This window comes from Mycolicibacterium flavescens, from assembly GCF_001722335.1.
Taxonomy (GTDB): Bacteria; Actinomycetota; Actinomycetes; order Mycobacteriales; family Mycobacteriaceae; genus Mycobacterium; species Mycobacterium flavescens.
Map to the genome: position 1 here is coordinate 1 of NZ_MIHA01000027.1, position 12,325 is coordinate 12,325.

The 12,325-nt window shown below is 71.3% G+C and carries 13 protein-coding genes and 1 pseudogene; 8 read left to right on the top strand and 6 right to left on the bottom strand.

Features of this window, described 5'->3' with window-relative positions; translation table 11 throughout:
- A partial coding sequence (locus tag BHQ18_RS25580; protein WP_234794316.1) for a DMT family transporter occupies positions 1 to 180 on the top strand: 180 nt, incomplete at its 5' end.
- Here BHQ18_RS25580 and BHQ18_RS25585 read toward each other — a convergent pair.
- Positions 149 to 1,339, bottom strand: a complete 1,191-nt coding sequence (locus BHQ18_RS25585) for an MFS transporter (RefSeq protein WP_069416465.1) — start codon at positions 1,337 to 1,339, stop codon at positions 149 to 151. The genes BHQ18_RS25580 and BHQ18_RS25585 overlap by 32 nt on opposite strands.
- Positions 1,340 to 1,442: 103 nt before the next feature.
- Here BHQ18_RS25585 and malQ point away from each other — a divergent pair, with 103 nt between their 5' ends.
- Both malQ and BHQ18_RS25595 read left to right on the top strand, forming a co-directional pair.
- Complete coding sequence (gene malQ, locus BHQ18_RS25590; RefSeq protein WP_069416466.1) at positions 1,443 to 3,563, top strand: 4-alpha-glucanotransferase; 2,121 nt, start codon at positions 1,443 to 1,445, stop codon at positions 3,561 to 3,563.
- Between the two features lie 95 nt (positions 3,564 to 3,658).
- Positions 3,659 to 4,069 carry a hypothetical protein gene (locus BHQ18_RS25595; RefSeq protein ID WP_069416467.1) on the top strand — a complete coding sequence of 137 codons (411 nt, stop codon included), beginning with the start codon at positions 3,659 to 3,661 and terminating at the stop codon, positions 4,067 to 4,069.
- Between the two features lie 4 nt (positions 4,070 to 4,073).
- Here the strand turns inward: BHQ18_RS25595 and BHQ18_RS25600 are convergent, their stop codons facing one another.
- Entirely contained in the window at positions 4,074 to 4,508 is a 435-nt protein-coding gene (locus BHQ18_RS25600) for an SRPBCC family protein (protein WP_069416468.1), read from the bottom strand.
- Between the two features lie 9 nt (positions 4,509 to 4,517).
- Positions 4,518 to 5,354, bottom strand: a complete 837-nt coding sequence (locus BHQ18_RS25605) for a lysophospholipid acyltransferase family protein (RefSeq protein WP_069416469.1) — start codon at positions 5,352 to 5,354, stop codon at positions 4,518 to 4,520.
- Between the two features lie 93 nt (positions 5,355 to 5,447).
- Here BHQ18_RS25605 and BHQ18_RS25610 point away from each other — a divergent pair, with 93 nt between their 5' ends.
- The 5 genes and pseudogenes from BHQ18_RS25610 to BHQ18_RS29320 all read left to right on the top strand — a co-directional run.
- Positions 5,448 to 6,374: a metal-dependent hydrolase gene (locus BHQ18_RS25610; protein ID WP_069416470.1), complete on the top strand. Its 927-nt coding sequence runs from the start codon at positions 5,448 to 5,450 to the stop codon at positions 6,372 to 6,374.
- Positions 6,375 to 6,379: 5 nt separating this feature from the next.
- On the top strand, positions 6,380 to 7,486 hold the full coding sequence (locus BHQ18_RS25615; protein WP_069416521.1) for a PDR/VanB family oxidoreductase: 1,107 nt from the start codon (positions 6,380 to 6,382) through the stop codon (positions 7,484 to 7,486).
- 22 nt (positions 7,487 to 7,508) lie between these two features.
- The gene (locus BHQ18_RS25620; RefSeq protein WP_069416471.1) at positions 7,509 to 8,894 is read left to right on the top strand and encodes a serine/threonine-protein kinase; all 1,386 of its coding nucleotides are present in this window, start codon (positions 7,509 to 7,511) and stop codon (positions 8,892 to 8,894) included.
- Complete coding sequence (locus BHQ18_RS25625; protein ID WP_069416472.1) at positions 8,891 to 9,766, top strand: LLM class F420-dependent oxidoreductase; 876 nt, start codon at positions 8,891 to 8,893, stop codon at positions 9,764 to 9,766. Before BHQ18_RS25620 ends, BHQ18_RS25625 begins: the two co-directional genes overlap by 4 nt.
- A pseudogene (locus BHQ18_RS29320) lies at positions 9,763 to 10,107 on the top strand (nuclear transport factor 2 family protein); the annotation flags it as partial. The gene BHQ18_RS25625 and the pseudogene BHQ18_RS29320, both read left to right, overlap by 4 nt.
- 70 nt (positions 10,108 to 10,177) lie before the next feature.
- Here BHQ18_RS29320 and BHQ18_RS25630 read toward each other — a convergent pair.
- The 3 genes from BHQ18_RS25630 to BHQ18_RS25640 all read right to left on the bottom strand — a co-directional run bounded on the left by BHQ18_RS25630 (position 10,178) and on the right by BHQ18_RS25640 (position 12,310).
- The gene (locus BHQ18_RS25630; protein WP_069416473.1) at positions 10,178 to 10,669 is read right to left on the bottom strand and encodes an NUDIX hydrolase; all 492 of its coding nucleotides are present in this window, start codon (positions 10,667 to 10,669) and stop codon (positions 10,178 to 10,180) included.
- Between the two features lie 102 nt (positions 10,670 to 10,771).
- Positions 10,772 to 10,963 (bottom strand): hypothetical protein, encoded by a 192-nt coding sequence (locus BHQ18_RS25635; RefSeq protein WP_069416474.1) that lies wholly within the window; start codon positions 10,961 to 10,963, stop codon positions 10,772 to 10,774.
- A 33-nt stretch (positions 10,964 to 10,996) separates the two neighbouring features.
- Positions 10,997 to 12,310 (bottom strand): NAD(P)/FAD-dependent oxidoreductase, encoded by a 1,314-nt coding sequence (locus BHQ18_RS25640; RefSeq protein ID WP_069416475.1) that lies wholly within the window; start codon positions 12,308 to 12,310, stop codon positions 10,997 to 10,999.
- Positions 12,311 to 12,325 lie beyond the last annotated feature (15 nt).

The window sequence follows — 12,325 nt, forward strand, 5'->3', positions numbered from 1 at the left end:
CTGAGCCTGGGCATGCCGGTGGGCGTCGCCTACGGCGTGTGGACGGCGTGCGGGGTGGCGCTGGTCGCGGTGATCGCGCGTTTCCTGTTCGCCGAACCGCTGACGTGGGTGATGGCGCTGGGGATCGCGCTCGTCGTCGGTGGCGTGCTCACGATCGAACTCGGCGGTGTCGCGCACTGAGCGCGCCGGCCAGCAGCATGATCACCAGCCCGGCCGCCGGCACCGCCAGCAACCCCGCCCGCAGACCGGCCGCGTCGGCGACCACCCCGATCAACAGCGGGGCGCCGAAGAAACCGATGCGCATCAACCACGTCAGGATGGTCAGCCCGCTGCCGGGCCGCAGCCCCGGCAACTGATCGGCGGCGTGCATCGCCGACGGGATCGCGGTCGCGACTCCCAGACCGGCCAGACCGAACCCGGCGATCGTGCCGGGAACCGACGGGAAGGCCAGCGCCAGCCCCATCCCCGCGGCGGTCAACGCGCCGCCGGTGCGCACCACCGCCGTTTCGCCGAACCGGTCGACCAACCGGTCGCCGACCAGTCGCCCGACGAAGATGAACCCGACGACCGCGATGTAACCGGACACCGCGAGCGCGCCGGGAGCGCCCAGGTTCTCCCGCAGATACAAGACGGCCCAAGTGTTTCCGGCGTCCTCCACCGTCGCTCCGGCGACCGCCAGCACCACCAGCGCGACGAGCACGGCGTACACCGCCGGGCCGGGGCCGACCCGACCGGAATCGTCGCCCGCCGGATGGTCGTCGTCGGCTCCGGGCAGCAGATGGCGGTAGGCGACCAGCACCACCGTCGTACACAACAGCGCGGACGCGCCGAGGTGCACGGCCCGGGAGATGCCCAGCGCGATCGCCGCGGCCCCCATCAGGCCACCGGCGATCGCACCGGCCGCCCACACCGCGTGCAGCGAGTTGATGATCGAGCGCCCGTAGCTGCGCTGGACCCGCAGACCGTGCGCGTTCTGCGCCACATCGGTGACCGCGTCGCAGGCGCCGGCCAGGAACAGTCCGGCAGCGAACATCGCCGGGGTGGCGGCGACGCCGGCGAGCAGGACGAACACCCCGATGCCGACGGTGCCGACCACGGCCACCCGCGACGAGCGGTAGCGACGGATCAGCGCGGCCGCGGTCAACCCCGCCGCCAGCGCCCCGACGGAGAACGCCGCGACCGCCGCGCCGTACGCCGCGTTCGACAGCGCCAGGTCGGCCTTGATCTCCGGATACCGCGGCAGGATGTTGGCGAACGCCGCGCCGTTGGTCGCGAACAGTGCCGCCACCGCGACCCGCGCCCGCCGGGCCTGCGCCCGGTCGGTGCGGTCGGCGGACATGCGATCCGACCCTACCGACCGGCCCGGGGTTGGGTTTCGGCCCAACGGGTATCTGCCGGTGCGTGACGAGACGCGACAGCGACAACCCGGCAAGATTGGCGCCATGACGGCACCGGCGGCTGCACTGGTCGAGTTGGCGCACCGCTACGGTGTCGCAACCGAATACGACGACTGGACGGGCACGCGGGTGCCGGTCGCCGCGTCGACGCTGATCGCGGTGCTCGAAGCGCTCGGCATCCCCGCGGGCACCGACGAGGAGTGCGTCGCGGCGCTGGCGGCCCACGAACGCGAGTACTGGAGTCGCCCGCTGCCGCCGACGGTGATCGGCCGCGTCGGCGCCACCACCCCGTTCTGGGTGCACGTGCCGCACGGCGCGCCGGCCCACCCGTGGCTGCGGCTCGAGGACGGTTCGGTGCGCACCGACCTAAACCAGCTCGAAAACAACACCGCCCCATACGAATTGGACGGCCAGCTGGTCGGCGAGGCGACGTTCGAACTGCCGGACGATCTGCCGCTCGGCTACCACCGGCTGCACCTGCACGACGACGAGACCGAAGCCGGCGCACCGATCGTCGTCGCCCCCGCGTCGCTGGTGCCGCCGCACGGCAGGCACTGGGGCTTGGCCACCCAGCTCTACAGCGTGCGCTCGCGGGGATCCTGGGGCATCGGCGACCTGACCGACCTGACCGATCTCGCGGTGTGGTCGGCGGCCCGGCACGGTGCGAGCTTCGTGTTGGTCAACCCGCTGCATGCGGCCGCGCCGACCGCCCCGATGGAGCCGTCGCCGTACCTGCCCACGTCGCGTCGGTTCGTCAACCCGATCTACCTGAGGGTCGAGGCCATTCCCGAGTACGCCCGCCTGCGCAGACGCGGCGGCCTGCGCAAGGCCCGCGAAGACGTGCAGGCCCGCGCGGACCGCGCCGACCTGATCGACCGCGACGCGGCGTGGAAGGTCAAACGCGCCGCGCTGAAGAAGGTGCACGAGGTGCCGCGCTCGGCCGGACGGGAACTGGCCTACGGCGCGTACCGGGACCGCGAGGGCGTCAGCCTCGACGACTTCGCCACCTGGTGCGCGATCGCCGAACGCCACGGCGGCGACCGGCGGAGCTGGCCCGAGGAGCTGCAGCACCCCGCGAACCGGGCGGTCGGCGCGTTCGCCGCCGAGCACGCCGACACCGTCGACTTCCACCGCTGGCTGCAGTGGCAACTCGACGACCAGCTGACCGCCGCGCAGGCCACCGCGGTGCAGACCGGGATGGCGCTGGGCGTGATGCACGACCTCGCGGTCGGTGTGGACCCCGGCGGCGCGGACGCGTGGGCGCTGCAGGACGTGCTCGCGCTCGGTGTCACCGCGGGCGCGCCGCCCGACGAGTTCAACCAGCTCGGCCAGGACTGGTCGCAGCCGCCGTGGCGGCCCGACGAACTCGAGCGGCAGGCCTACGAACCGTTCCGCGCGCTCGTGCGCGCGGTGCTGCGGCACGCGGGCGGGGTGCGCATCGACCACATCATCGGGATGTTCCGGCTGTGGTGGATCCCCGAGGGCGTCCCGCCCACCGCGGGCACCTACGTCCGCTACGACCACGAGGCGATGATCGGCATCGTCGCGCTCGAGGCGCAGCGCGCCGGCGCGGTCGTCGTCGGCGAGGACCTCGGCACCGTCGAACCGTGGGTGCGCGACTATCTGCACGAGCGTGGCCTGTTCGGCACCTCGATCCTGTGGTTCGAGGCCGACCGCGACGGAGGCGGCGGACCGCTACCCGCCGAGCGGTGGCGCGAGTACTGCCTGTCGGCGGTCACCACCCACGACCTGCCGCCGACGGCGGGCTACCTGGCCGGCGAACACGTCCGGCTGCGCGACGAGCTGGGGCTGCTGACCCGGCCCGCGGCCGAGGAACTGGCCGCCGACCGCCAACAGCAGGCCGGCTGGCTCGCCGAGTTGCGCCGCGTTGGACTGCTCGACGACCCCGACCCGGACACCGCCGCGATCGTCGAGGCACTGCACCGCTATCTGGGCCGCACCCCGTCGCGGCTGCTGGCGCTGTCGCTGGCCGACGCGGTCGGTGATCTGCGCACCCAGAACCAGCCCGGCACCACCGACGAGTACCCGAACTGGCGGGTGCCGCTGTGCGGACCGGACGGCAAGAAGGTGCTGTTGGAGGACGTGTTCGGCGACGCGCGGGCGGCGCGGCTCGGCGACGTCATGCGGAGCGCGGTGCGTCCGTAGGTGCAACGCCCGGTGTAACGCTGCGGCGCTGTTCTCCGGTTTCACATTCGTCACGTCTGCGATATGTTCGCACCGCACCGACCGAGGAGAGATACGTGAAGAAGCTGGTAGTGCTCAGCGGTGGCCTCGTCGCCGTCGGTTCCGCGGCGCTCGTCGGCGCCGGTATCGCGATGTCGCAGCCGTCGGTGAACAACTACAACGTGGTCGGCGAGCCGTATCAGAAGGCGCTGCAGCTGCTGAAATCCCAGGGCGTGAAGGCCTACTTCGGCGGTTCGTTCGGCAGCGTGCTCCCCCAGGCGCAGTGCCTGGTCGACCAGCAGAAGATCACCGGCGGCGGCCGGATGCTGCTGATGCTGGACTGCAGCCAGAAGGCAGCCGACATGCTCGCCGAGATGGGTTCGGGTGGCGGCCCGACCGTCGGCGGCAACGGCATCACCACCGTCACCCCGACGCCGGTCGTGCCGATTCAGGGCGCGCCGGGCGCGGGCACCCCACCGCCGGCCTGACAGCTCAGGTTTCCACCAGCTGCCGCAGGTTGGTCAGCGTGCGGCTCATCGTGCGGCCGACCTGCCGGGCCGCGACCCGGTCGGCGATCAGCCCGAGCAGGTTGCCCGCCGACTCGTAGGACAGCCGGAACGTCACCTTCGTGCGGCCGTCGTCGGTGCTGCGCAGCCGGAACCGGCCGCGCTGCGACACCCCGGTGATGCCGATCCAGGACAGCTCGCGCGGCGCGTCGAACTCCACCACCTCGACGGTGCCGCCGATCGGCACCGACCCGACCTTCCAGTGCACGGTGTAGCGCGACCCGAGACCCGCCGGGTCCTCCCCGATCGTCTCCCAGCGCTCCAGGCTGGCCATGAACTGCGGGTAGCACCCGGGGTCGCTGACCACCTTCCACACCTGTTCGCGGTCGGCGTCGATCACGCACTGGCGCTGCACCCTCATCGCGTCACCTCAACCGATCACCGGGAACCGCCGCCGCGCCGCCAGCGCGTCGACACCGCCCTGCAGGCTGGCCAGCACCTTGTCGTTGATCACGTCGTCGTCGCTGGCCGCGATGTCGTCGGCGTCGATCGGGTCCTGCACCTCGATCGCGATCTTCGTCGGCAGCGGCAGCCGCGGGATCATGTCGCTGACCGTGAGCCCCCACGGCGGCGCGAACAGGATCGGCACGCTCTTGAGCCGGGCCGCCTTGTCGACCCCCAGCAGCCGCGCCAGCCACTGACCGCGGTCGAGGAACAGCGCGGCCTCCTGACCGCCGACGCTGGCGACCGGCACGATCGGCACGCCGGCGTCGCGGGCGAGTTTGACGTAACCCTTGCGCCCGCCGAAGTCGACGGTGTGCCGCTCCCACGACGGCCGGAACACCTCGTAATCTCCGCCGGGGTAGACCAGCAGCGCGGCCCCCGACCTCAGCGCCAGCGTGGCGTTGTCGTGGTTGGCCGCCACCGTGCCGAACTTGCGCAGCGAGCCCAGCCCCGGCATCGACACGACCAGGTTGTGCGCGAGTTGGTAGAACGGCCGCTCGACCCCGAAGTACGAGCTGAACGCCAACGTGAACACGAAGGTGTCCGGCGGCAGGTTGCCGCCACTGTGGTTGCCCACCAGCAACACCGGGCCGTCGGCGGGGATGCGGTCCAGACCGCGCACGTCGGCGCGGAAGTACAGCGACGCCAGCAGCCACAGCCCCGGCAGTTGTTCGCGGATGTAGTCGGGATCGCGCTGATCCAGGTCGGCCTTCGGGACGCGGGTGGACACCTGCTGTCTGGCCCAGTCGAAGATCCCCGCCATGCCAGTGGCTATTGACACCGCGCAACTACCTGAAACCTCCGTTCCCGGGTAACCGGATAAACTGCCGACCAGACCATCGGAGGTGAAGCCGCGATGACGCAGTCGCCAGTCCGGGCGTCGACGCTTCGGCCGCGCCGGTTCAACGAGGAGATCGACCCCGGCCCGGTGCAGATCCAGGCGCGCAAGGTGCAGTTCGACCTGTCCGGTATCCCGCTGGAGTGGATTCCCGGCCACCCCGTGGCGTCCACGATGATCAACCTGTTCAACGTGGTGCTGCCGGCGGCCGAGCACTGGTTCGTCGCCGCACTCGACGAGGCGCTGCCGTTGGTGCGCGACCCCAAGCTGGCCGACGACATCCGCGGGTTCAGCGGCCAGGAGGCCACCCACGCCGCCGCGCACGACGACGTCATCCGCGACTTCCTGATCGGCAACGGTCTCGACGTGACGCCGATGCTCGATCTGGTCAACTACATGTTCGGAAAAGTGTTGGCGGCCAAGCAGTTCGACGATCCCGAGCGGCGACTGAGCAACCTGTGCGAGCGGCTGTGGCTGATCGCGGCGATCGAGCACTACACCGCGGTGCTCGGCGACTTCGCGCTGAACTCCAGCTGGGACGACCACGGCGCACACCCGACGATGGTCGACCTGTTCCGCTGGCACGGCAGCGAAGAGGTCGAGCACCGCTGCGTGGCCCACGACGTCGCGACGTACTTCCACAACAGCTACCCCGACCGGATCCGGGCGATGACGGTCGCGGCGGCGGCGATGTTCGTGTTCTTCCAGCGCGGCACGTGGTACCTGCTCAAGTCCGACCCCTACTACGACATCAGCTGGCTGCAGATGCAGCGGCTGCGCCGACGTGACTCCGCGCTGGGGTTGCTGCCGCGGTTCCGGACGCTGTTCGGCACGAACACGCTGTCCTACTTCCGGCCCGGCTACTCCCCCGAGGACATGGGCTCGACCGCGCAGGCCGTCGCGTACCTGGCGTCGTCCCCCGCGGCCCGCGCCGCGCACCTGTGATACCGGTGACCGGTCTGCGGGAACGGTACCGGGCCCTGCCGCCCCACCCGTTCCGGCGGCGCCGCGACGTGCTGATGGGCCTGGCCGGCGCGATGCTGTCCGGGATGGAGACGGTGACGGGCCGCGCGCGCAAGGTGCGGTTGCCCGACGCGGCGGACGGGACCCGCACGCTCGAAGTCGTCGAGCGCACCGTCGTGGCCCGCGACGAGAACGTGGTGGCGCTGACGTTCGCCGCCGCCGACGGCCGGTCCCTGCCGACCTGGCATCCCGGCGCCCATCTCGACATCGAACTGCCCAGCGGGCGGATGCGTCAATACTCGCTGTGCGGGGACCCGCAGCACCCCGACCGGTACCGAATCGCGGTGCGGCGCATACCCGACGGCGGCGGCGGGTCGCTCGAGGTGCACGACGCGCTGCAGGTCGGCGCGACGGTGCGCACGCACGGTCCGCGCAACGCGTTCCCGCTGACCGTGCCCGGATACGGCTCCCCGACGCGGCGGCTGCGGTTCATCGCCGGCGGAATCGGGATCACCCCGATCCTGCCCATGCTCGGGCTGGCGCGCCGGCTGGGCGTCGAGTGGTCGATGATCTACACCGGCCGCAGCCGCGACAGCCTGCCGTTCCTCGACGAACTCGACCGGTACGGCGGCCACGTCGAGATCCGCACCGACGACGCAGCGGGCCTGCCCGCCGCGGACGACCTGCTCGGCGACTGCCCCGACGGCACCGCGGTCTACGCCTGCGGTCCGGCGGCGATGCTGTCCGCGATCCGCGCCCGGCTGATCGGCCGCGCGGGCGTGGAACTGCACTTCGAGCGGTTCGCCGCCCCGCCCGTCGTCGACGGCACAGCGTTCACGGTGACGGTCGCCTCGACCGGCCGGACCGTCGAGGTCGGCGCCGACGAAACCCTGCTGGGCGCATTGAACCGGTCCGGCGTGGCGGCGCGGTACTCGTGTCAGCAGGGGTTCTGCGGTACCTGCCGGACGCGGGTCCTCGCAGGCGCGGTCGATCACCGCGACGGGCTGCTCACCGATCCGGAGCGGGCGGCCGGGCAGATGCTGATCTGCGTCTCGCGCAGCGCCGACGGGGCCGATCTGACGCTCGATCTGTAGCTCGGTCTCGTACGATGCGCCCATGCCGTTGGCCGCTGGCGCGACGTTCGCGGGTTACACCATCGTCCGGTTGCTCGGCTCCGGCGGGATGGGTGAGGTCTACCTCGCGCAGCACCCACGGCTGCCGCGCCGCGACGCGCTCAAGGTGCTGCCCGCCTCGGTGTCGGCCGACGCGGACTACCGGCGGCGGTTCGAGCGCGAGGCCGACATCGCGGCGACGCTGTGGCACCCGCACATCGTCGGCGTGCACGACCGCGGCGAATCCGACGGCCAGATCTGGATCTCGATGGACTACGTCGACGGCACCGACGCCGCCCGACTGCTGCGCGAGCATCATCCCGACGGCGTGCCCGCCGGTGAGGTCGCCGCGATCGTCACCGCGGTCGCCGAGGCCCTCGACCACGCCCACGAGCGCGGCCTGCTGCACCGCGATGTCAAACCCGCCAACATCCTGCTCGCGTCCTCGGCAGATCGGCGGATCCTGTTGGCGGACTTCGGCATCGCCCGCTGGGCCAACGACATCAGCGGCCTGACGGAAACGAACATGACGGTCGGCACGGTGTCCTACGCCGCACCCGAACAGCTCATGGGTGAGGCGCTGGACGGTCGCGCAGACCAGTATGCGTTGGCCGCCACCGCGTTTCACCTGCTGACCGGTTCGCCGCCGTTCCCCGACTCCAATCCCGCGGTGGTGATCAGCCGGCACCTGTCGGCCGCGCCGCCGGCGCTCGGCACGCGCAGGCCCGACCTCGCGGGTCTGGACCCGGTGCTGGCCAAGGCGCTGGCCAAGAACCCGGAGCACCGCTACGAGCGCTGCGCGGATTTCGCGCGGGCGCTCAGCCACCACCTCGGGATGCCCGGCGAGGCCACGGCACCGGCCCCGGTCGTGTCGAAACGGTCGCTGATGCGCACCGGCGTGCTGGTGCCGGCGGTGCTCGCCGTGCTGCTGGCGGTGGCGGTCGCGGTGGCGGTGTTCGAGTTCCGGCGCGCCGACGAGGAACGCCCGGCCGCCGTCGCGCCGACGACGACGCAAACCCGCACCGCCACAACGACATCCACCACCACTCCAACACCCGCGACCACCCCACCTGCGAACCCACCCACGACCCCACCCGCCACCGCCCCGCCGCCGGCGGTGATCGGCGCGGCCTGCTCACCGGTGGGCGCCACCGCAACGACCGCGGCCGGGGCGACCGCCTACTGCTCGACGCTGCAGAGCACCGGGGCGTCGATCTGGTCGCTGACCCAGGGCGACATCCCCGAGCCGACGGTGACCACCGAACCGACCGACGAGCCGCTGCCGATCGCCGAGGAGTCCCCGGTGCGGGTCTGCATGCAGCAGACCGGCCAGACCCGCCGCGAATGCCGGCGCGCCATCCGGGAGAGCAACGGACTGCCACCGCTGTGAAATACGCCGTCGTCGCGCCCGTCGCCGCCGGGGTCACCGCCGACCCCGGCTACATGACCGCGTTCGCCCAGCACCTGGAGGCATGCGGGTTCGAGTCGATCGTGGTGGTCGAACACACCGTGCTGATGGCGCAGTACACCAGCGTCTACCCGTACGACCCGTCCGGGCGGGTGGATCTGGCCCCCGACTGCCCGGTGCCCGATCCCGTTGACCTGCTGGCGTTTCTGGCCGCACACACCCGCACGCTGGGATTGGCCACCGGCGTCCTGGTACTGCCCAACCATCATCCGGTGGTGCTGGCCAAGCGGATCGCCACGCTCGACGTGCTCTCGGGCGGGCGGACCCGGTTGTGCGTCGGGATGGGCTGGCTCAAGGAGGAGGTCGAGGCGTGCGGCGCCGACTTCGCCGGCCGGGGCCGCCGGGCCGACGAACAGCTCGCCGTGCTGCGCCTGCTGTGGGAGGACCGGCCCGCCGGCGCCGAATTCCACGGCGAGTTCTTCGATTTCGAGCATGCGATGTGCTACCCGAAACCCGTCAGCGCGGTTGCGCTGCACATCGGCGGCCACAGCCGCGCGGCGGCCAGGCGGGCCGGCCGGTTCGGCGACGGTTTCCAGCCGCTCGGCGTCGGCGGCGCCGAGCTCACCGCGCTGGTCACCGTGATGCGGGAGGAGGCGCAGCGGTGCTGGCGCGACCCCGACGCGCTGGAACTGTCGCTCGGTCATCTGGTGACCAAGGTCGACGCCGAACGCGCGGCCCGTCTGGCCGCGCTCGGCGCTGACCGTCTGATCCTGGCGATGCCGCCGGTCACCGACATCGACGAGGCCCGCGACGTGCTGTCGGCGTGCGCGGACCGGTTGGGGCTGAACCGATGACGCTGCGCCCCGCCGACCGGCTCGCTGTCGCCGACCTTGTGCACCTCTACGCCTCGGCCGTCGACGACCGCCGCTTCGACGACGTCGCAGCGCTGTTCACCGAGACCGCCGAACTGCGGCTGCCCGACCCGCCGCGGTCGCTGGAACCGGTGCGCCGCCACCACGGCCGCGACGGTGTGCGTTCGGCGATGGCCCCGCTGGCCGCGGTGACCCGCACCGAACACGCGATCGTCGGCGAGGTGTACGCCCCGGGCGAGCGACCCGGCTACGCGCTGGGCCGGATCACCTGCATCGCCCACCACTGGACGCTCGGCGACGGCGATCCGACCGACCTGGTGTGGCATCTGCGCTACGACGACGAGTATCTGCGCACCCCCGCCGGGTGGCGGATCCACGGCCGCGCGTTGACGATCAACGCGATCGAGACCCGTCCTGTCCGTCGGGTGCGACCGCCTCGAGCAGGCGGTCGAGCAGCGGCCGTTGACCTTTCAGCAGCTTCGACCGAGCCTCATCGACGGGAAACCAGGCCACCCGGTCGATTTCGGGAAACTCCCTGACCGTGCCGGACCCCTTGGGCCACTCGAGGGTGAACGTGTTGGAGGACGTGCCTTCGAGGTCGAGGTCGCCACGTACGGCGAACGCGGTGATGATCTTGCCGCTCGGCTGGCGCACGGGTGCGAAGTCGACGCGCGGGCCGGCCGGCGGCGCCTTGCCGAGTTCTTCTTCGAACTCCCGGCACGCGACGGTCCACGGGTCCTCGCCCTCGGTGTACTCGCCTTTCGGGATCGACCAGGCGCCGTCGTCCTTGCGCGCCCAGAACGGCCCGCCGGGATGCCCGATCAGCACCTCGACCGAGCCGTCGACAATCCGGTACAGCAGCAGCCCGGCGCTCAACTTCGGCATATCGATCCACTCTTCAGCGCGAGCGTGCGGGTCTGCGCACAACACGCCGCGCAAAAACCGCAGTTTCTGCACGCTCACCGCCACCCGACGGTGCGCACCGCGTCAGTACTTGCGGTCGCCTTCGCTGTCGTCGAAGAAGGCCCACTCCCCGTCGTCGGTCTTGACCTCCATGCGCCAGCCGAGTTCGGGCTCCGCCTTCTGGTCGACGAACCACGCATGGGCGTCGTCGGCGCTCTCGATGTCCTTGGTGTCGACGACCTCACCCTTGGGGTTCAACACGCGATATGTAGCCATGCCGACACAGTTCCCCGCAATCGCGGGTTTGAATCAGTCCCGCTTCGGTACCGGGATGCCCTCGCTGGCGGAGAACTGCGCGTCCTCGCTCGACGACAGCCCGAACGACACGACCGAACGGTCCCAGAAGAGGTCGGTCAGGTAGGCCAGCGCCACCGCCCACCGGTTGACGCCGCGCGGTATCGCCATCACGTGGTAGCCGCGCGTCACGACCTTCGCGGGGAAACCCGACAGCTGGATGTTGAGCGGATTGGCCACCGCGTACCGCGGACCCAGATCGACGACCAACCCCATGTTGCGGTGCTTGTACCGCTTGGCCTTGCCGTAGCCGAGGCTGGCGGCGACGTTGCGCGCCAACGTCTTTCCCTGCCGGGTGGCGTGCTGGGCGGTCGGCGGGGTGATCTTGCCCGGCTGAGTCACATCGGGCACCGCCGCGGCGTCGCCGGCGCTGAACACATCCGGATGTCCCGGCACCTGCAGTTCGGTGGTGACCTTGAGCCGGCCCCGCTCGGTCTCCAGGCCGAGCCTCTCGATCAGGGGTGCGCCGGTGACCCCGGTGACCCATGCCACGGTGTGCGTGCGCAGCAACGAATCATCGCTGAGCACAACATGTTCGGGGTGTACTTCCTTGAGCGTGACGCCGAGCCGCACGTCGATGCCGCGGGCCCTGAGCACCCGCTGCGCAGCCGCGCCCAGCTTCTCGCCGACCTCCGGCATCACCTGCTCGGCGAGGTCGAGCAGCACGAACTTCACCTCGCCGGGGTCGAAGCCCATGTGCTTGGCCGCGGTGTCGGCCAGCGCCCGAAGCTGCACGGCCAGTTCGGTGCCCGAATACGACGCGCCGACGACGACGATGGTGCGCCGGGCCGCCGCGCGACCGGGATCGTCGTCGACGTTCGCCAGCTGCAGCTGTTCGAGCACATGGTCGCGCAGATACAGCGCCTCGGCGGTCGACTTCAGTCCGCGGGCGTGCTCGGCCAGACCCGGCACGTCGAACAACCGCGTCACCGAACCGGGGGTCAGCACCAGCCGGTCCCACTGCAGCGCCCGCGACCGCTCCTCGGAGTCGGTGACGGTGACCGTGCGTCCTGCGAAGTCGACCTCGTCGACCCGGCCGCGGATCGCGCGCACTCCGCGCAGCGAGTTCGCCAGCGGAATCGCGACGAATCGGGCGTCGACCAGGCCACCGGCGACATCGGGCAGCAGCGGTGTGTAGAGCATGTAGTCGACCGGCGAGACGATCGAGATGTCGACGTTGTCGGCGCCCACCTTGCGCAGTCGGCGCGACAGCGCTCGCGCGCATTCGAACCCGGTGAAGCCGCTGCCGACGATTACCACGGAGGTCATTGGCCCCCACTGTAC

What these genes read in the sequence shown, in the direction of transcription:
- BHQ18_RS25630 (WP_069416473.1), bottom strand. Translation starts at nt 10,669, where the DNA reads ATGCCGAAGTTGAGCGCCGGGCTGCTGCTGTACCGGATTGTCGACGGC.
- BHQ18_RS25620 (WP_069416471.1), top strand. Translation starts at nt 7,509, where the DNA reads ATGCCGTTGGCCGCTGGCGCGACGTTCGCGGGTTACACCATCGTCCGG.
- malQ (WP_069416466.1), top strand. Translation starts at nt 1,443, where the DNA reads ATGACGGCACCGGCGGCTGCACTGGTCGAGTTGGCGCACCGCTACGGT.
- BHQ18_RS25635 (WP_069416474.1), bottom strand. Translation starts at nt 10,963, where the DNA reads ATGGCTACATATCGCGTGTTGAACCCCAAGGGTGAGGTCGTCGACACC.
- BHQ18_RS25640 (WP_069416475.1), bottom strand. Translation starts at nt 12,310, where the DNA reads ATGACCTCCGTGGTAATCGTCGGCAGCGGCTTCACCGGGTTCGAATGC.
- BHQ18_RS25605 (WP_069416469.1), bottom strand. Translation starts at nt 5,354, where the DNA reads ATGGCGGGGATCTTCGACTGGGCCAGACAGCAGGTGTCCACCCGCGTC.
- BHQ18_RS25610 (WP_069416470.1), top strand. Translation starts at nt 5,448, where the DNA reads ATGACGCAGTCGCCAGTCCGGGCGTCGACGCTTCGGCCGCGCCGGTTC.
- BHQ18_RS25585 (WP_069416465.1), bottom strand. Translation starts at nt 1,339, where the DNA reads ATGTCCGCCGACCGCACCGACCGGGCGCAGGCCCGGCGGGCGCGGGTC.
- BHQ18_RS25600 (WP_069416468.1), bottom strand. Translation starts at nt 4,508, where the DNA reads ATGAGGGTGCAGCGCCAGTGCGTGATCGACGCCGACCGCGAACAGGTG.